Source organism: Microbulbifer thermotolerans, from assembly GCF_001617625.1.
Classification (GTDB): domain Bacteria; phylum Pseudomonadota; class Gammaproteobacteria; order Pseudomonadales; family Cellvibrionaceae; genus Microbulbifer; species Microbulbifer thermotolerans.
On sequence record NZ_CP014864.1, the window covers coordinates 2,676,744 to 2,695,612 of the forward strand.

Annotated in this window: 14 protein-coding genes; 13 read left to right on the top strand and 1 reads right to left on the bottom strand. The window is 54.9% G+C overall.

The genetic code is table 11. The annotated features are described in order from the left end of the window. Positions 1-310: 310 nt before the first annotated feature. From A3224_RS11230 to A3224_RS11290, 13 genes are all read left to right on the top strand, one after another. Positions 311-958, top strand: coding sequence for an NADH-quinone oxidoreductase subunit B (locus tag A3224_RS11230; protein WP_067154536.1), 648 nt, complete (start codon positions 311-313; stop codon positions 956-958). 45 nt (positions 959-1,003) lie between these two features. Then, positions 1,004-2,809, top strand: coding sequence for an NADH-quinone oxidoreductase subunit C/D (gene nuoC / locus A3224_RS11235; protein WP_067154539.1), 1,806 nt, complete (start codon positions 1,004-1,006; stop codon positions 2,807-2,809). 99 nt (positions 2,810-2,908) lie between these two features. Continuing rightward, positions 2,909-3,496, top strand: a complete 588-nt coding sequence (gene nuoE, locus A3224_RS11240) for an NADH-quinone oxidoreductase subunit NuoE (protein ID WP_082817619.1) — start codon at positions 2,909-2,911, stop codon at positions 3,494-3,496. Beyond that, the gene (gene nuoF / locus A3224_RS11245; protein ID WP_067154542.1) at positions 3,474-4,760 is read left to right on the top strand and encodes an NADH-quinone oxidoreductase subunit NuoF; all 1,287 of its coding nucleotides are present in this window, start codon (positions 3,474-3,476) and stop codon (positions 4,758-4,760) included. Before nuoE ends, nuoF begins: the two co-directional genes overlap by 23 nt. Positions 4,761-4,816: 56 nt before the next feature. After that, complete coding sequence (nuoG, locus tag A3224_RS11250) at positions 4,817-7,645, top strand: NADH-quinone oxidoreductase subunit NuoG (RefSeq protein WP_067154545.1); 2,829 nt, start codon at positions 4,817-4,819, stop codon at positions 7,643-7,645. After that, positions 7,642-8,598 (top strand): NADH-quinone oxidoreductase subunit NuoH, encoded by a 957-nt coding sequence (gene nuoH / locus A3224_RS11255; RefSeq protein WP_067154548.1) that lies wholly within the window; start codon positions 7,642-7,644, stop codon positions 8,596-8,598. Before nuoG ends, nuoH begins: the two co-directional genes overlap by 4 nt. A gap of 28 nt (positions 8,599-8,626) precedes the next feature. Beyond that, positions 8,627-9,145: an NADH-quinone oxidoreductase subunit NuoI gene (nuoI, locus tag A3224_RS11260; RefSeq protein ID WP_197462979.1), complete on the top strand. Its 519-nt coding sequence runs from the start codon at positions 8,627-8,629 to the stop codon at positions 9,143-9,145. An 83-nt stretch (positions 9,146-9,228) separates the two neighbouring features. After that, the gene (gene nuoJ / locus A3224_RS11265) at positions 9,229-9,756 is read left to right on the top strand and encodes an NADH-quinone oxidoreductase subunit J (protein ID WP_067154551.1); all 528 of its coding nucleotides are present in this window, start codon (positions 9,229-9,231) and stop codon (positions 9,754-9,756) included. Then, on the top strand, positions 9,746-10,063 hold the full coding sequence (gene nuoK / locus A3224_RS11270) for an NADH-quinone oxidoreductase subunit NuoK (RefSeq protein WP_067154554.1): 318 nt from the start codon (positions 9,746-9,748) through the stop codon (positions 10,061-10,063). The genes nuoJ and nuoK overlap by 11 nt, the downstream gene beginning before the upstream one ends. A 1-nt stretch (position 10,064) precedes the next feature. Continuing rightward, the gene (nuoL, locus tag A3224_RS11275) at positions 10,065-11,921 is read left to right on the top strand and encodes an NADH-quinone oxidoreductase subunit L (RefSeq protein ID WP_067154558.1); all 1,857 of its coding nucleotides are present in this window, start codon (positions 10,065-10,067) and stop codon (positions 11,919-11,921) included. Then, positions 11,918-13,501 (top strand): complex I subunit 4 family protein, encoded by a 1,584-nt coding sequence (locus A3224_RS11280; RefSeq protein WP_082817502.1) that lies wholly within the window; start codon positions 11,918-11,920, stop codon positions 13,499-13,501. The genes nuoL and A3224_RS11280 overlap by 4 nt, the downstream gene beginning before the upstream one ends. Continuing rightward, the gene (locus A3224_RS11285; protein ID WP_067154561.1) at positions 13,498-15,027 is read left to right on the top strand and encodes an NADH-quinone oxidoreductase subunit N; all 1,530 of its coding nucleotides are present in this window, start codon (positions 13,498-13,500) and stop codon (positions 15,025-15,027) included. Before A3224_RS11280 ends, A3224_RS11285 begins: the two co-directional genes overlap by 4 nt. 67 nt (positions 15,028-15,094) lie before the next feature. Next, positions 15,095-15,553, top strand: coding sequence for a hypothetical protein (locus tag A3224_RS11290; protein WP_067154564.1), 459 nt, complete (start codon positions 15,095-15,097; stop codon positions 15,551-15,553). A 236-nt stretch (positions 15,554-15,789) separates the two neighbouring features. Here A3224_RS11290 and A3224_RS11295 read toward each other — a convergent pair whose 3' ends face one another. Next, positions 15,790-18,180: a TonB-dependent receptor plug domain-containing protein gene (locus tag A3224_RS11295; RefSeq protein WP_231902369.1), complete on the bottom strand. Its 2,391-nt coding sequence runs from the start codon at positions 18,178-18,180 to the stop codon at positions 15,790-15,792. Positions 18,181-18,869: the final 689 nt, after the last annotated feature.

Genomic DNA, 18,869 nt, shown 5'->3' on the forward strand with positions numbered 1-18,869 from the left:
AAGGAACCTCTGATTAATTCGCGTGGACACTATGGTAGCTTCCGGGGCGCTCAGGCAATAGGAAGGACATTTCGAAAACGCACGAGTACTTCCCTGTAGCTCCGACGGATACATCCCTGTATCCGACGGTTTCGAAATGCCCGTCCTATCACCTGAGCTTCACATGCGCCCCCGAAGCGCCTCTGCCACCAGAAAGTGACTTAATCAGAGGTTCCCTAACCTTTAACCGTCTTCACGTCCAAGGAGCGTATGGGGCAAAGGCTCCCATAGAGCGACGAAAAGGACAACAATAACCTCTTAGGGAAAGCCTATGCGCTGGCAGTTAACCAAAGCGGACAATCTGATCGCCGTGGATGCCAGGCGGACACAGGACGATATTTTTTCCGAAGAGATCAAAAAAAATATCCTGCTTACCAAGTTGGAAAAACTGGTGGCCTGGGGCAGAGCCAATTCACTTTGGCCCTTTAACTTTGGCCTTTCCTGCTGCTATGTGGAAATGGCCACTGCCTTTACCAGCCGTCACGACATCGCCCGTTTTGGATCAGAAGTGATCCGCGCCACACCGAGGCAAGCGGATCTTATCGTCATTTCCGGCACCGTATTTATCAAAATGGCGCCAGTAATCCAGCGACTCTATGAGCAAATGATGGAGCCGCGCTGGGTGATATCCATGGGCTCCTGCGCCAATTCCGGCGGCATGTACGACATCTACAGTGTGGTGCAGGGCGTAGACCGTTTTCTCCCCGTTGACGTCTACGTGCCCGGCTGCCCGCCGCGCCCGGAGGCATTGATGCAGGGGCTGACCCTACTGCAAAAACAGGTGGCCACGGAGCGCCGCCCCATCAGCTGGGTGGTGGAAGATCAGGGGGTGCGCCGGATTCCAAAACCCAGCCTGCGCGACGAAAACCGTGAAAAACGCATGGCGGCAGACAAACTGCGGTCACCCGATACCGTCTGAGCACTGCAAGCCCGCGCTTGCCCTCCCGAAAGGGGGAGAAAAATTATGAACAGCGTCATCGCCAACAGTGTTTACAGCCCGACACCCTACCGTGCGGCGGCCAAAAGTTTTATCGGTGACCTGCGCAGCCAATACCGGCATAACAAATACTGGCTGCAACCGGACTGCCCCGATATGCCGACGCTGTGGACGGATAGCCGCTCACTGCTGCCGCTGCTGCGCTTTCTGAAAGCGGAAATTTCCCACCCGTTCGCAATGCTTTACGACCTGACCGCCATCGACGAACGGCTGCGGATCAACCGCGGCAAGGGAGAATCCGAGCAGCCTAAAAGTGATTTCACCCTGGTCTACCAACTGCTTTCCGTGCAGCGGGATCTGTTTATCCGCATTAAATTGGCGCTTCCAGCATCGCATTTGTCCGCCCCATCCGCCACCAGCGTGTGGACCAGCGCCAACTGGTACGAGCGGGAAATCTGGGACCTGTTCGGCATCGAGTTTATTGGGCATCCGAATCTGCGCCGGATCCTGATGCCTTCGACCTGGCAGGGACACCCGCTGCGCAAAGACCACCACGCCCGCGCCACTGAAGTAGACCCTTTCAAACTAACAGCGGAAAAACAGCGCCAGGAACAAGAAGCACTGCGATTCAAGCCCGAGGAGTGGGGTATGGCCCGCGCCAGCGACAGCGCGGAATTCATGTTTTTGAATCTGGGGCCCAATCATCCCAGTGTGCACGGAGTTTTTCGCGTCGCACTGCAACTGGACGGCGAGCGCATTATCGACGCCGTGCCAGACATCGGCTACCACCACCGCGGTGCGGAAAAAATGGCCGAGCGTCAGGCTTGGCACACTTTTATGCCCTACACCGACCGTATCGATTATCTGGGCGGCGTAATGAACAATCTGCCCTACGTGTTGGCGCTGGAGCAACTGGCGGGAATTCCGGTCCCATCTCGCGCACAGGTGATTCGGGTAATGCTGTGCGAACTATTCCGCATTGCCAGCCATCTAGTGTTCTACGGCACCTTTGCCCAAGACGTGGGGCAGATGTCACCCGTCTTCTACATGTTCGTCGACCGGGAAAAACTTTTCGGCATTATCGAAGCGATCACCGGCGGGCGTATGCATCCGGCCTGGTTCCGAATCGGCGGTGTAGCGCAGGATCTGCCCCGCGGCTGGGACAAGCTGGTACGAGAATTCCTCGACTATATGCCAAAGCGGCTGCGCGAGTACGAGGGCATGGTGCTGAAAAACAAGCTGTTGCAAAAACGCACCCGTGGCATCGGCGTCTACAACACACAAGAAGCACTGGAGTGGGGCGTCACCGGCCCCGGCCTTCGCGCCACAGGACTAGAGTGGGACCTGCGCAAGCGCCGCCCCTACAGTGGCTACGATCAATTTGAGTTTGATATCCCCTGTTTCGACAGCGGCGACTGTTTCGACCGCTGCCGGGTTCGTGTCGAGGAAATCTGGCAGAGTCTGCGGATTATCCGCCAGTGCCTCGACAATATGCCCCCCGGCCCCTATAAATCCGATCATCCCCTTACCACGCCGCCGCGCAAGTCGCGCACCATGCACGACATAGAGACGTTGATACAGCACTTCGTCAACAACAGCTGGGGGCCGGTAATGCCGCCGGGTGAAGTCTGTTATCCGGTGGAAGCCACCAAGGGAGTGAACAGCTACCAAATTATTAGCGATGGCGGAAATTGCGCCTATCGTACCCGAATCCGCACGCCCTCTTTCCCCCACTTACAGATGATTCCACTGATGGCGCGCGGCCTATTGGTGGCGGATCTGATCGCTATCATCGCCAGTATCGATTTTGTGATGGCAGATGTGGACCGGTAGCAGGGCGCGCTGATGAATGCACACGAACGCGATGACGGCTTGTGGCACAGGACAATCAAGCAAACCTATCAGCGGTTCCCCAATTATCGGGAATAACCTATGTCCAGTACTTTTGAAGCGGAAGTCATAGCAGTAATGGAGCAAAACAAGGCGGGCGAAGACATTCACAAGGCCAGCTTAAGTGATGCGGAAAAAGCCGAGATTGAACGCGAGTTCGCCCACTACGAGGACAAGGCCTCTGTGGGCCTGGAAGCACTGCGTATAGTGCAGAAACACCGCGGCTGGGTTTCCGACGAAAGTCTGCGGGCGGTCTCTGCCTATTTGGACATTCCAGTGGCGCAACTGGAAAGTGTCGCCACCTATTTCCAACTGATATTTCGCCAGCCAGTGGGCCGAGAAGTGATTCTTCTGTGCAAAAGCGCCAGCTGCTGGATTATGGGGTGCGCCCACCTGCAGAAAAAAATCCAGGAGAAGTTGCGTATCAAGCCAGGAGAAATCACGGCAGACGGGCTTTTCACCTTATTGGAAACCCCCTGCCTCGGCGACTGCGACAAAGCGCCGGTAATGATGATCAACGGAGAGATGCACCGCCATCTCACAGAAGCCACAGTGGACGAAATTCTCGACAACAAAATCAAAACCCATCGCGCGAAAGGCTCCTGCCATGCCGGACCAGACACTGACTAAGCCGTTGACCAAAAACATATGCCCGCAGCATAAACCACCGGATATCGAGCGCTACCAGGATAACGGCGGCTACAGCGGCTGGAGAAAAGCCCTGGGCATGGCACCGGAAGATATTGTCGAGCTGGTTCAGAAAAGCGGACTGCGCGGCCGCGGCGGTGCCGGTTTCAACACAGGGCTTAAATGGAGCTTCGTCCCCCGGGGAAAGGGCAGCCCCTCGGTCAAATATCTGGTGTGCAATGCAGACGAAATGGAGCCGGGCACCTTCAAGGACCGGCTGCTGATGGAGCAAAACCCTCACCTGCTGATCGAGGGCATGGCCATCGCCGCCTACGCCATAGAAGCGCGCACCGCCTATATTTTTATCCGCGGCGAATACCACCTGGCAGCGGTACGCCTGGAACAAGCGATAAACGAAGCCAGACAGGCCGGCCTTATCGGGCCGGACATTCTCAACAGTGGTTACAGCTTGGAAATTTATCTGCACCGCAGCGCAGGTAATTATATCTGCGGTGAAGAAACTGCCCTGCTCAACGCCTTGGAGGGAAGGCGGGCCATCCCACGGGCAAAACCGCCTTTTCCCCAGGTCAGCGGCCTCTGGGGTAAACCCACCGTCGTCAACAATGTGGAAACACTTTGCAATATTCCGCACCTGATCGAACTTGGCAGCGAATGGTACAAAAGCCTCGGCCGCTGCCAGGACGCGGGCAGCAAACTGTTCGGAGTCAGCGGCAAGGTCAACAAACCGGGCACCTGGGAATTGCCCATGGGTACACCCATCCGGGAAATCATTGAAGAACACGCCGGCGGCATGCGCGATGGACTGAAACTCAAAGGCTTCCTCCCCGGCGGTGGTTCCACGGATTTTCTCGGCCCCACAGATCTGGACCTGCCGATGGACTATGACGCAATCGCCAAGGCGGGCAGCCGCATGGGGACCGGCACCATCATCGTACTGGACGACCACACCTGCCCGGTGGGGCTTGTCCTGAATTTGAGTCAGTTTTTTGCCCGGGAATCCTGCGGCTGGTGCACCCCCTGCCGCGACGGTCTGCCCTGGGTGGTGGAAATTCTGACCCGAATCGAAAACGGCAGTGGGACACCGGAGGATCTGGATCTGCTGCAGGAACAGGTGGCACGCATGGGCCCCGGCAATACCTTCTGCGCTCTGGCCCCCGGTGCCGCCGAGCCCCTACAAAGCGCACTGCGCCTGTTTGAAGAGGACTTTATCGATCACATCAGAAAAGGGCGCTGCCCTTACCGGTAGAGAGCCATGCCCGCAATCTGTGCGAGCAGAAGGAACCATAAAAAAACGGATAAGCTATGCCTACCATCACAATCGACGGCAAACACTATCAAGCAGAAGAACAAGAAAACCTGCTCAGCGTCTGCCTCACAGCCGGAATAAACCTGCCCTACTTCTGCTGGCATCCGGCGATGGGATCTGTTGGTGCCTGCCGCCAGTGTGCAGTGATCGAATACAAAAACACCGATGACAAGCACGGCCGTCTGGTTATGAGCTGCATGACCCAGGTCAGGGAAGGCGGTATTTACAGTGTCGACGCAACGCGCGCGCGCCAATTCCGTGGCGGCATTATCGAAAACCTGATGACCAACCACCCCCACGACTGCCCTGTCTGTGAAGAGGGCGGCGAGTGTCACCTGCAGGATATGACCGAGATGAGCGGCCATACCATGCGCCGATTCCGCGGCCGTAAACGCACCCACCGCAATCAGTACCTGGGCCCCTTTATCAACCACGAAATGAATCGCTGTATTGCCTGCTACCGCTGTACACGCTTTTACCGCGACTACGCCGGAGGCACAGATCTACAGCCTCTGGCGCGAAATAACCAGGTCTACTTTGGCCGCCATGAAGATGGTTTACTGGAAAACGGCTTCAGCGGCAACCTGGTGGAAGTCTGCCCTACTGGGGTCTTTACTGACAAAACCTTCAGCAAACACTTTGTGCGCAAGTGGGATCTGCAATCGGCGCCCTCGGTCTGCGAACACTGCGCGGTGGGCTGCAATACCGCACCCGGCGCGCGCGCCCCCGGTAATGGAAAAGATCCGATACTGCGCCGGGTGGTCAATCTCTACAACCGCGATATCAACGGCTATTTCCTCTGCGACCGCGGTCGCTTTGGATACGATTATGTCAACAGCGAAAAGCGCATCAAAAATGTTTTGGTCGCGTGCGAAAAAAATATCATCAGCTCCACTGCGGCACCGGGGGAAAGAATCCACGGCGAAATACACCCGGAACCCGCGGTTAAACATCTGGCCCGGCACCTCGCAGAAGTCCAACAGGGCCGGCGCCGCCTTATCGGCATAGGATCACCTCGCAGCTCACTGGAAAACAACTTTGCACTCCGGGAGCTGGTGGGAAAAAACAACTTTTTTAGCGGCCTTTCTGCGCGGGACCTGCAACTGCTACAACTGGTGGACAGAACGCAGCGGGACGCGCGCATTCACTGCCCCACCACACCGGAAATCGAGAGCGCAGACGCCATATTGATTCTCGGTGAAGACATAGACAACACCGCGCCGCGCGTCGCACTGGCAGTGCGCCAGGCAGCACGCAACCGACAAAAGCGGCAGGCACAGCAACTGCAGATTCCCCTTTGGCAGGACGCCTCGGTACGCCAGCTGCGCGTCGAAGCCAGTCCCATTTTTTTTATCGGGTTGGAAAAACCTCGGCTCGCGGATATCACCAGTGCCACACTGCTCGGCACACCGGAACAAACCGCGCTGTTTGCCGACAGCATCGCGCAACTGATTCTGGGGGACGATACCGGTGCACGGAAACTTGCCCCAGACTGCCGTGCACAGGTGGAGCAAGTGGCGAACACCCTTCGGCAGGCGGAAAATCCGCTGATCATCTCCGGCTGTGGGAGCAGAAGCAGTGACATTATCCACTGCGCCGGAAAAATCGCCGCCACTCTGGCAGATACCTCTTCCTCCCCCTGCTCCTTGTACCTGGCCTGTCCAGAAGTCAATAGCCTCGGGCTGACACAATTTTTCCCAGCGGGGGAAGGGGATCTGGAACAGCTGGCACACACCCTAGAAATACACAGCGGCACGCCGTGCACACTGATCGTGCTGGAAAACGACCTCTACCGCCGCGCCGACCGCCACACTGTCGAACGGATTTTCAACAGTGCCGATGCCGTCATCCTGATCGACACCCTGCTCAATAACACCGCGCGACACGCGGATTTGATTTTCCCCGCCGCAGCCACGGCGGAGAGTCAGGGTACCTATATTAATAGCCAGGGTACCGCTCAGCGCTTTTACGCCGTTTGTGAAGGGGCCAGCTATATTCAGGAAAGCTGGCGTTGGCTGGTGGATGCAGCGAATTTCTGCAAACAGAAATCCCCGCAACTGGCGACCATCGCCGCCTGGCGGCACAGCATGGACCTGAGCGAAGCACTCGCCGCAAATTTTCACCAGTTCGAAGTCTTGGAGAAAATCGGCCCCGACGAAAACTACCGCCTCAACGGGCTCAAAATTGCGCGGCAAAGCCACCGCTACAGCGGGCGCACCGCGCTGGGCGCCAAAGCGCAGGTGGCCGAACTTCCACCACACCCGGACCCAGACGCCCCTATGACTTTCAGTATGGAGGGCATCCAAAGCCCGGCGATGACACCGCTCTCCGCCCATATCTGGTCGCCAGGCTGGAACTCAAATCAATCGATTATCAAATTTCAGCAGGAAATCAATGGCCACCGCCTGGGTGTCAGGGGCAGCGTCCCTATCCGGCGACAACCGCAACCACTCCCCGAATGGCAATTAGCAGCATCGGTGCCCGCAAAAACCAGTAAAACACTGACCGCCGTTCCCCTCTACCGGCTATTCGGCTCCGGTGAGCTCAGTGTGGGCGCCGCAGCCATCGCAAGCGTCACCGACATTCCCTTTGCACAGATCAGCCGCGAAGACGCCCTGAGGCTCGATGTCACAGCGCAGGACATTGGGCAATTGCAGCTGGGCGGTGAATCCCACACCGTGGAGATCCGCATCAGCGATGCACAGCCACCCGGCACGGTGGGTGTGCCTTCCGGATTGCCGGGCCTGGAAACCCTGGCAGCACTGTTGCCCGCTCCCGCACAGCTGGAACGCCGCAGCGACCGCGAACCGGGAGAAACACCATGACAGTTCCAATATGGATCACGCTACTGAATATCTTCGGCATACTGGCGGCCGCAGTACTACTGGCTGCCCTGCTGACCTGGGGTGAGCGGCGCCTGCTGGGCCTGTGGCAGGACAGGCCGGGCCCCAACCGGGTAGGCCCCTTTGGCCTGCTGCAGGTGGTGGCGGACATGATCAAACTGTTTTTCAAAGAGGACTTTGTCCCCCGTTTCGCCGATGTCCCCGTATTTATACTCGCCCCAGCGGTGGTAATGGCCACCATGCTGCTTTCCTTCGCAGTACTGCCAATATCCCCCACCATCGGTGTCATCGATCTAAATATCGGCCTCCTGTTTATCCTCGCCATGTCTTCCATGGCAGTCTACAGCGTGATCCTCGGCGGCTATGCGTCTAACAACAAATACGCACTGTTAGGCGGCCTGCGCGCCGCTGCGCAAACAGTTTCCTACGAAGTTTTTATGGGGCTGAGCCTGATGGGCGTGGTGATGCTCTCCGGGAGCTTTAACTTGCGCGAAATTGTCTCAGCACAACAGGACGGCTGGTACCTGCTGCCCCAGTTTATCGGATTCGTTGTATTTTTTATCGCCGGAATTGCCGAAAGCCACCGCCTGCCTTTCGACCTCCCGGAAGCGGAGCACGAACTGACCGCCGGCTTTCACACTGAGTACTCCGGCATGAAGTTCGGGATCTTTTTTGTCGGTGAATACCTGTCTGTCATTCTGATTTCCGCCCTGATCACCACACTATTTCTGGGCGGCTGGTTGGGTCCCTGGCTGCCACCGCTGGTCTGGTTTTCCCTGAAAACCGCGTTCCTGGTACTGCTGTTTATTCTTCTGCGCGCCGCCCTGCCGCGCCCCCGCTACGACCAGCTGATGCAATTCGGCTGGAAAGTGATGCTGCCGCTCTCTCTGCTCAATTTGCTGGTCACCGCGGGGGCACTGTTATGGATTGGATAGATACACAAAGAACCGCCGGAGAAACCCCATGATAGCGAGCCAACTGCGCAGTATGTGGCTGGTATTCAGGCACCTGTTCCGCCGCAACGCGACGGTGCAGTACCCGGAAGAAAAACCCTATCTGGCGCCGCGCTACCGGGGCCGCATTGTGCTCACTCGAGACCCGGATGGCGAAGAGCGCTGTGTGGCCTGCAACCTCTGTGCCGCGGCCTGTCCCCCGGACTGTATCGCCTTGCAAAAAACCGAGGATGAAGACGGCCGCTGGCGCCCGGCCTGGTTCCGCATCAATTTTTCCCGGTGCATTATGTGTGGTCTATGCGAAGACGCCTGCCCCACTTACGCGATACAACTTACCCCGGATTTCGAGATGTGCGAATACGATCGCCAGAACATGGTATACGAAAAGGAAGATCTTCTGATCAGCGGCCCGGGAAAATATCACGATTACAGTTTTTACCGCGTAGCGGGCAAAGCGGTCGCGGGCAAGAAAAAAGGTGAGGCGGAGCAAGAGTCCAAGCCAGTCGAAATCAAGAGTCTGAATTTATAAAAACAATAATGGAATCCCTAAGCACACGCCCAGGTGAAATCGCCGTTTCTTTAGCGCCTTCTTACGGAGCGAGGAATAAACCTATGACAGCAGTGATTTTCTACATCAGCGCAGCCACCGCCACGGTTGCCACCGCGATGGTTATCTCCAGTCGTAACGCCGTCCACGCCCTGCTCCACCTGATTGTGTCCCTGCTCGCCATCGCGGTTATTTTTACACTCTACGGTGCGCCCTTTGCCGCGGCACTGGAAGTCATCGTCTATGCCGGCGCAATCATGGTATTGATGATTTTTGTCATTATGATGCTCAATCAGGGGGACGCCGCTGTCGATCAGGAAAAAGCATGGCTCGCGCCGAAAAACTGGTACGGCCCGGCGCTACTGACTGCAATTCTCCTGGTACAGCTGCTGCTGTTGATATTCAGCGGCGCAGAGGAATCCGCACAGAGAATACACTACATTGGCCCCACGGAAGTGGGTATCGCGCTGTTCAGCCACTACATACTGGCGGTGGAACTCGCATCAATGCTGCTGCTCGCCGGTCTCGTTGGCGCTTTTCACCTGGCCCGGCACAAACGCATCGAAACGCCGGAGGCCCCAGATGCCGACTGAAACACTGCCAGACCTGCTCACCGGATTGACGCTGTCCGCCATTCTTTTCTGCTTAGGGCTCATCGGTCTACTGGTGCGGCGTAATGTGATTTATCTGTTGATGTGCGTGGAAATATGCACCAACGCGGCAGCCTTGGCGTTTGTCGTCGCCGGTGCACACTGGGACAGTAGCGACGGCCAGGTGATGTTTATTTTCATTATCACGCTAGCAGCAGCGGAAGTGGCTATTGCGCTTGCCTTGGTTTTACAGTTCTTTCGCCGCCGGCACACCGTGGATATCGACCAACTGAACGGATTGAGAGGTTGATATGCAGGATTTTTTCGCCCCGTTTCTCGCCTGGATCCCGCTACTGCCGCTGCTCGGCTTTGTAGTGCTCATCGCCTTGCCACTGTTTCACCGGCGAGAGCCGCCCGAAGCCGTCAGTGCTGTTGTAGGCGTTGGCAGTGTATGCCTGAGCGCACTGCTTACGCTGCTAATTATGTGGACGCTGTTCCTCAACAATCCGTCGGCGGTTTTACAGGTCTCGTTATGGCAGTGGCTCAAGGTCGGCGCACTGCAGCTGGGATTTGATTTTTATCTGGACTGGCTGGGCATGGCGATGTTACTGGTGGTCACAGGGGTAGGCTTTCTGATCCATCTTTACTCCGCCGGTTACATGCATGGGGACGATGGCTACCGACGCTACTTCGCCTATCTCAACCTGTTTGTCGGCGCCATGTTAATACTGGTGATGGCGGATAATCTGCTCTTGCTCTACCTGGGTTGGGAAGGTGTTGGGCTGTGCAGTTATCTGCTGATCGGTTTCTGGTACCGGAACCCAGCCAACGGAGACGCCGCACGCAAGGCCTTTATTGTCACCCGTATCGGCGACACGGCCATGCTCCTCGGCCTGATCCTGTTGTTTACCCAGTTCGGAACGCTGAGTATCCGCGCATTGAATACAGCCGCAGCCAGCGTGCCCGCAAATAATTTAACGGTTACGCTCGCCGCCCTGCTACTGCTCGGCGGCGCGGTGGGAAAATCAGCGCAACTGCCGCTGCAGACCTGGCTGCCCGATGCCATGGCCGGTCCGACCCCGGTCAGCGCACTGATCCATGCGGCCACCATGGTAACCGCCGGCGTCTACCTGATCGCGCGGATGCACCCACTCTTTAACGCCTCGGAAACAGCGATGAGCGCTGTGGGTATTGTCGGTGCGCTGACGCTACTGCTCGCTGGTTTCAGCGCAATGGTACAAAGCGATATCAAACGGGTACTGGCCTACTCTACCATCAGCCAAATCGGCTATATGTTCCTGGCACTGGGTGTGGGAGCCTGGACCGGCGCCATCTTTCACCTGATGACCCACGCCTTTTTCAAAGCCCTGCTGTTCTTATCCGCCGGGTCAGTGATTCTCAGCCTGCACCACGAGCAATCACTGTTTTCCATGGGCGGCCTGCGTAGAAAACTCCCTTTCACCTTTGGCTGCTTTGCTATTGGTTGCGCCAGTTTGGCTGCTCTGCCGTTTACCGCGGGCTTCTATAGCAAAGACCAGATACTGCTCAAAGCATGGGAGTACCAAGGCGGTTTCAATGGCATCTGGTTCACGGGAATTTTGGGAGCCCTGATAACCGGCTTTTACAGTTTCCGCCTGCTGTTTTTGGTGTTCTTTGGCAACGATGGTCCGGCCTCCGCCCGGTGCAAGGATGCCAACAACGGGGTAATGACACTGCCTTTGTCGGTCCTGGCGGTGCTGGCGTTATTCGGAGGCCTACTGACCCCGCCACTGCAAAGGGTTTTCACACAGGCCCCGGCAGGCCATGCACCGCTCTGGGTTGAAGGCGTGGCCATTGCCGCGCCCATCCTGGGGCTGACCTTGGCATGGCTACTGTTCCGACACAACACAAGTCCCATGGAGTCCCGGAACAAATCCGCCCTGGAAAAGCTCTGGTTTTCTGGCTGGGGCTTTGACTGGCTTTACCACAGACTGCTGGTACAACCCTTAACCTCCCTCGCGCGCATTAACCGCAATGACATTCTGAACAGTATTTACAACGGCACTGCGTTTATCTGCCGGCAGCTTCACAACCTGCTCAGCACTTCGCAAAACGGACTAATTCGCGGGTATATAGCGAGTTTCACCTGTGGTGCCATTATCTTTCTCGCGCTTTTGGTGGTCCTATGACACCCTTCAGCACACTCCCGGCAATCATCGCGATTCTGTTTTGTGGCGGCATACTCGCCTGGCTGTCCGAGCGCTATTTCAACCGTGGCAGTCGCCAGATTTCGCTTATCAGTCTTTCAGTGGCCGCCGCCCTGCTTGCCACCTACTGGCCTCACTTAACGGATTCCCCCACTGGCGTTTGGTGGGACAGTGTGCAAATTAACTGGATTCCCCGCTTCGGTATCAGCTTCTCTCTGGCTATAGACGGTCTGGGATTTCTGATGCTGGCCCTGACGGTGTTAATGGGCCTTTTCGGTCTGGTGGTAACCTGGCGGGATATCCGCTTCCGGCGCGGCTTTTTCTATTTCAATTATCTCTGGACTCTGGCCGGAGTAGTGGGGGTTTTCACCGCGATAGACCTCTTTTTATTTTTCTTTTTCTGGGAAGTCATGTTGCTTCCCATGCTGTTTTTGATCGCGGTCTGGGGTTATGAGGAACGCATTCCCGCAGCAATCAAATTCTTTATTTTCACCCAGGCCAGCAGTCTGTTGATGTTGCTGGCCATCGTCACCCTCGTTTATCTTCACTACAGCGCCAGTGGAATACTGACCTTCAATTACCGTGAGCTGTTGAACGCACAGCTGACACCCGGAAACGCCTATTGGCTGATGCTCGGTTTTTTCATTGCCTTCGCGGTAAAACTGCCCGCATTGCCCCTGCACACCTGGCTTCCGGATGCCCATACCCAGGCACCCACAGCGGGCAGCATACTGCTTGCGGCAATATTGCTGAAAACCGGTGCCTACGGTCTGCTGCGCTTTACTCTACCGCTGTTTCCCGATGCCTCGGCGGCTTTCGCACCCGTTGCCATGTCGATCGGCGCCGCCAATATCATCTACGGTGCTCTGCTCGCCTTCGCACAGCAGGACATGAAGCGCCTTGTGGCCTACTCCAGTGTCAGCCACATGGGTTTTGTATTACTCGGCCTCTACGCCATGAATACAGTTGCAGCACAGGGCGCGGTAATGCAGATGATCGCCCACGGCTTCAGCACCGCCGCACTATTCTCCCTTGTAGGCGCCATTCAAAAAAGGCTCAACAGCCGCGACATGGCACAGCTGGGCGGCCTTTGGAGCAGTCTGCCCAAGCTGTCCGCAACAGCACTTTTTTTTGCGGTGGCGTCTCTGGGAATGCCGGGGCTGGGTAACTTTATCGCCGAATTCCTGGTGTTGCTTGGCAGCTTCGACAGCAATCACTGGATCACTGCCATCGCGGCAACAGGACTGATCGGCGCGGCGCTCTATGCACTGCTGATGATGCAACGGGTATTTTTCGGCGGACTACGCACACCCGAAGACGCACAGACCCGGTCTCCGACGGATCTTAAAGCGCGTGAATTTCTGGCGCTCATATCGCTGGCTGCAGGGTTATTGCTCCTCGGTCTTCGCCCACAAGTAGTTTTCGATATCGCTCAACCCGCCATTGCAAGAACTGGAACACTACATAAGAAAGCACCCACTGCCACCTCACAAATATCCTCGCCCAAATTGCGACTTTCCGCCTGGCCAGACACTGATCATCGCAGAGGAAATTCACCATGAGTGCACGGGAAATCCATGCCATTCTTCCGTTGCTTATATTGAGCGGAGGCATCCTGTTTCTTTTGCTACAAGTATCCTTTCTACGCAGCCACAAGGCTGCAGCGGCCACAGCGGTGATCACCTTGATCGCGGCAATTGCGGCTTGTTTTGACGTTGCCCGCACTCTGTCGCAAAGCGCAGCACCCATCGAAGTCACCGGTCTGCTGTTGATCGATCAGCAGGCATTGTTTTTCTGCCTGCTGTTTTTACTGGCCGCGCTGGCCATTGCGGTTCTGGGGTTTAGTTATTTGCAAAAGCGATGTGATTCTGCACGGGAAAGCATACCCGAAGCCTTCTACCTATTGCTGTTACTGGTTATGTTGGGAGCAATGGCACTGGTTTTCTCCAATCATTTCGCCAGCGTATTCCTCTCCATGGAACTGATGAGCCTGGCGCTCTATCCAATGCTCGGGTTTGCTGTCACTGGCGATCTTTCCCCTAGACTGGAGCAAATGTACTCTCTTGAGTCCGGCGTTAAGTACTTGCTGCTGTCGGCCTTGTCCACCGCATTGGGACTGTTCGGCATCGCCCTAATCTACGCTGCTTGCGGTGCGCTGGATTTTGGTGGAGTGGCTGCGGCGGTGGCGAATTTACCGCGCACCCCTTCGCTGTTATTGAGCGGCCTGACTTTGCTTTTGATTACACTCGCTTTCAAACTTTCTCTGGTGCCCTTCCATATCTGGACCCCAGACGTCTACCAGGGTGCACCCTCGCCAGTCACCGCCCTGATTGCCACCGTTGGCAAAGGTGCCGTGGTGGCTCTGTTACTGCGCTTGTTTACCGAACTGGAACTATTTTCCATTCCAGCGCTGACCGGGCTGCTGGCCGCAGCTTCCGTGGCCAGTATGTTGGTCGGCAATCTACTGGCGCTTATGCAAAAAAATATCAAACGACTATTGGCCTATTCTTCCATCGCACATATCGGCTACTTACTCGTCGCATTTCTGATTGGCAACAGCGCCTTCGGCAACGAGGCGGTTCTCTACTACCTGGTTGCCTATGTGATCACCACCCTAGGGGCTTTCGGCGCGGTGGGACTGATCGCAGACAGCGCCCTGGCGAGAACAGCAGGCAGTGCAGGTGAGTATGTCTACACCACCACATCCCCTTTTCAACGCGACTTTTACCGCGGACTCCTATGGCGGTCCCCCTGGCTTGCCGGCTGCCTTGCGGCAATGCTTCTCTCGCTGGCAGGCATCCCTCTAACCATCGGTTTTATCGGCAAGTTTTACATCTTTGCCGCCGGCATCCAGGGACAACTGTGGCTTCTTCTGGCCGCTGTCGTGATCGGCAGCGCCATAGGCCTTTTCTATTACTTACGTCTGCTGCTAACCATGGTGCTGCGTGAACCTCAGGCGCCACTGGATTCCATAGAAAGCGTACGGATAGCCGTATCGGGCCGGCTACTACTGATCTCACTGACTGGCGTATTGTTGATTTTTGGTGTGTTTCCACAGATCTTGATCGATTGGATATATACGCTATAAGAATACATATGGAGAGGCGCCGCACATTCTGACGTGCAGGCGGCTACAAAAATCAAAAGGCAGCGCCATGAAAACATTCAAGCAGGCTTATGAAGTCATCAAAGATGCGGAGAAGTTCCACCTGAAAATGGCGGATCTGTATAAAAAACTATTAAAAAAAGCCCAGGATCGGCGAACGCAACTACTGCTCAAGCACATGCTGGAGCACGAAGAGCGCATGGCGAGAAACCTTTCCAACTATGGTGAAGTCGCCAAGCATAAGGTGATGCGAACCTGGCTGCAGTACACTCAAGAAGAATCTTCTGATGACTTTATCAACAAACTTGAGCTGAGCGACCCGCCCACCATTAGAGAAATCAACAAAATTGGCAGAGAAGTAGACCGTTACTTTTCCAATCTTTACGAGGCAGTACACGGGGCGATAGAGTCTTCCGAAGTAAAGGAAGTATTTGAAGACCTAAAGCAGATTCAAGATAAAGAGAGGATCACGCTATCTATGGCCACCAATTCACTATGGGATATGTGAATTCAACATTTCCGCCGAACTCTAACAAATCTCTAATTAATTCACCTCCTAATGAAAACGACAATTCACCTTTGAACAAAAGGTTCAGACAATGGGGAAAGCATTTTGAAATGCGACGCATGTATAGTCGCATACGTGCATTTTCGCAATGCTATCCCATTGCCCGAATACCCAACATCAACTAAAGCATTCTCGTAAGTGAGTCAGCAGGCATTCTCTTTTATTCAAATAAAACCCTAGAACTCGTAGCGTGCCCGCAAATAATAGAGTGCTCCATTAAATCCCATTGGAGAGGTCACAGGGTATTCCGCTCCCGCAACGCCCGCCCACGGATTTTCGTCCGGATAATTATCGAGCAGATTTTCAGCACCCGCGATCAAGGAAAGTGAATCACTGAAATTATAGGCGGCCTCCACATCCAGCGTCCATTCGTCCCCAACGTCAATCGGCAAGCTGCCATCATCCAGATGCGCCTCCCAGTAACTACCGTAATAATTAATCCGCATCAGACCACGCCAGCTATCACCGTAATGGGTTATCGTCGCGTTTGCACGGATATTCGGCAGTCCATCCTCCAACTGGCCAATCCGGGTTTCATCCATGGTCTCGGGGTTATAGTCGATCACTTCGGTCTCTGTCCAGTTCGCAGCCAAACTGAGTTCCGTGGAATCTGTGAGCGAATAAGTACCAACCAAATCTATGCCCTGAGTTTCTGTATCGAAATCGTTGGTATAGAACCGGAAGATATTGAGTGACTCAGCACCAGTGATACCATCAGCCACCAGTTGCGCCCGCTCCGCATCGGTCAGTTCCTGGTCAGCGGACTGGGTGATGCGATCAGTGACCGTTATATGGAAGTAATCCAGGGTAATATCCCACCCCCCGAGATTGATAATTGCCCCAAAAGTATAGCTCTCAGATTCTTCCGGCTGCAGTTGCTTGCCACCTTTTAACATTGCGATGGGATTGGTCGCGGGAATCGTACCTCGGTTGACCAGCTGCCCATCGGTAAATACCGTGGATACATTGGTGATATTGGACTGCCCCGGTGTGGGTGCACGAAAACCGGTACTGACCGTAGAGCGCAAAGCCAGTACATCATTAACGATATAATGTCCGGACAACTTGAAGTTTGAGGTACTGCCAAAATCGGAAAAATCCTCCCAGCGCAGCGCTGCCCCTAAGCGCAAGCTGTCGCTCATTTCAAGCTCTGTATCGGTATAGATAGCAATATTGTCGCGGTCAAAAACCCCCGCTACTTGGGGACCAAAGCCCGGGAACCCGTTAGAGCCAACAGTAAAACCCTGATCTACAAGTGGACCTACTTCCCATGAAGCCTGATCCCCCATTTTTGCCTCGAACTCTTCCTCGCGCCATTCAAATCCCGCAGCGACAAACAAAGGCTTTTCACCAAGCTGCATACTCTTGGTCAAGTCAATATTGAAATTGGTTTCCTCTTGAATATATGAACCGGGAGAAAATTCAGTCGGTGTATTCGGTCCAAGCGTGGCATTGACGGTATTGTAGATAAAATAATCCACCCGGTTGTGGCCGCGGCTCGCGCTGATATCATAGCCGATGCCATTGGCCATTTCTCCACGCAGACCAAAAACCATCGAGTAATCTTCCAGGTCGCCGCCAAAACGCGGCGTGAATCCGCCCGGAAAAATTTCCTGGAAAGAAAAACATTCCTCGCTTGCCAGTGCATCAGCGTGGTCCATGCCCACACAACTATCAACACCATTACTTGGGTCCAGATCAGCGATCAGCGGATACAGGTTTCCGTCATCATCCTCCCAGGCGTATACACCGGGGCGCGTTTCTGGGTTGCGGAAATAAAACCCGCCATCCACGGTCCGGCTGGCATAGTTGCCAAATGCATATAGCTCCGCACCGCTATTTAACTCAACAGCACTGTTGATGAAAAACTTGATGTCATCCTCCACCTCTGGCTGCCCCCAGATCTGCGCGGGGTCTGCCACTTCAGTGTTGCCCGCGGCAATCAATTCGGCAGCATCATCTCGCTGCACGCTGCGGCTGGTGTCATCCTGCTGGCGAAATTCCAAGCTGACGTTGGCGAATCCGGAGTCAGTCAAAGGCAGACCCACATTTGCTGCGAAAACTTGTTGATCGCCATCACCCTCTGCCGTGGTTGCATACTTCACTTCCGCGGAGCTTCCCTCTGCCGCGTCTTTCAACTGGAAATTGATCACTCCGGCAATGGCATCCGAGCCGTACTGGGCCGCAGCGCCGTCTCGCAGTACTTCCACCTGCTTCAACGCAATCGCAGGGATTGCAGAAATATCCGGCCCCTGTGCACCATCGGAAAGCCCACCTCCCAGAAAAGAGATCACTGCGGCGCGGTGTCGACGCTTGCCGTTGACCAACACCAGAGTGCTGTCCGGCGGCAGACCGCGCAGGTTCGCGGGACGTACAATAGTCGCCGCATCGCTGATCGGCTGTGTGTTCACATTATAGGAAGGCACTACATTGCGCAGCAGATTGTTCAGGTCACCATCCCCCTGATTGACGAACTGATCACCGCTGACGATATCGATCGGAGCGGCGGAATCGGTAGCGGATCGCCCTTCAACACGTGTCCCTATAGTGACGATCTCTTCAATCATATTTTCCTGACACACTGCTGAAATCGAACTTATGGAAACCGCTGTTGCCAAAACAGAGCGAATCGCAATTATTTTTTTGTCTTTCATAAGAGATACCCGAAATTTTTATCTATAAGATAAAGGACCCCAAACTGCCAGAAGCTGGAAGTTAAATGCTCTTCCAGTTCCTATACCGGACGCACCCAATGAGTTCGATAAAAATTGAGGGACGCCAGTTGCAGCTTAGCAAAACAGATCAGAGGTTATAGTTTCCTCTAATCCCCGTAATGCCTATGCAAATACTGTGACACCCATAGGGTAATATTTTCGAATAGATATGTGATTCCGGTCAGCTTTTATTGGCACAACAGCTTAATATCAATTCCTAACCACCCGAAAATGAAAATTATGACTTTTTAACAAAATCAAAGCGCAAATTTATCCTTTTCAATTTCTTTACCGTAAAAAAGAAACAGTACGACAAAATCTCCGACCGCTTCGTTTACGGTTCAACAATCCTGTTCGCACCTATTCGGGAAGGGCTTGCAGCTATTGCACCATTACTTGGCATAGCAAACCGAAAACGGAATTCCCCCACAGACTCAAAGCTCCCCTTAGATTACGCCTCCGAAAAATTTCCATAAGTGCTGCAGCGGATTTCAAGAAACGGGATGGCGCTAAAAATTTGGTCGGGAAAAACCACAACCATA

Excerpts from the sequence above, each read along its gene's own strand:
- A3224_RS11230 (WP_067154536.1), top strand. The coding sequence starts at position 311 with ATGCGCTGGCAGTTAACCAAAGCGGACAATCTGATCGCCGTGGATGCC.
- nuoC (WP_067154539.1), top strand. The coding sequence starts at position 1,004 with ATGAACAGCGTCATCGCCAACAGTGTTTACAGCCCGACACCCTACCGT.
- nuoE (WP_082817619.1), top strand. The coding sequence starts at position 2,909 with ATGTCCAGTACTTTTGAAGCGGAAGTCATAGCAGTAATGGAGCAAAAC.
- nuoF (WP_067154542.1), top strand. The coding sequence starts at position 3,474 with ATGCCGGACCAGACACTGACTAAGCCGTTGACCAAAAACATATGCCCG.
- nuoG (WP_067154545.1), top strand. The coding sequence starts at position 4,817 with ATGCCTACCATCACAATCGACGGCAAACACTATCAAGCAGAAGAACAA.
- nuoH (WP_067154548.1), top strand. The coding sequence starts at position 7,642 with ATGACAGTTCCAATATGGATCACGCTACTGAATATCTTCGGCATACTG.
- nuoI (WP_197462979.1), top strand. The coding sequence starts at position 8,627 with ATGATAGCGAGCCAACTGCGCAGTATGTGGCTGGTATTCAGGCACCTG.
- nuoJ (WP_067154551.1), top strand. The coding sequence starts at position 9,229 with ATGACAGCAGTGATTTTCTACATCAGCGCAGCCACCGCCACGGTTGCC.
- nuoK (WP_067154554.1), top strand. The coding sequence starts at position 9,746 with ATGCCGACTGAAACACTGCCAGACCTGCTCACCGGATTGACGCTGTCC.
- nuoL (WP_067154558.1), top strand. The coding sequence starts at position 10,065 with ATGCAGGATTTTTTCGCCCCGTTTCTCGCCTGGATCCCGCTACTGCCG.
- A3224_RS11280 (WP_082817502.1), top strand. The coding sequence starts at position 11,918 with ATGACACCCTTCAGCACACTCCCGGCAATCATCGCGATTCTGTTTTGT.
- A3224_RS11285 (WP_067154561.1), top strand. The coding sequence starts at position 13,498 with ATGAGTGCACGGGAAATCCATGCCATTCTTCCGTTGCTTATATTGAGC.
- A3224_RS11290 (WP_067154564.1), top strand. The coding sequence starts at position 15,095 with ATGAAAACATTCAAGCAGGCTTATGAAGTCATCAAAGATGCGGAGAAG.
- A3224_RS11295 (WP_231902369.1), bottom strand. The coding sequence starts at position 18,180 with ATGATTGAAGAGATCGTCACTATAGGGACACGTGTTGAAGGGCGATCC.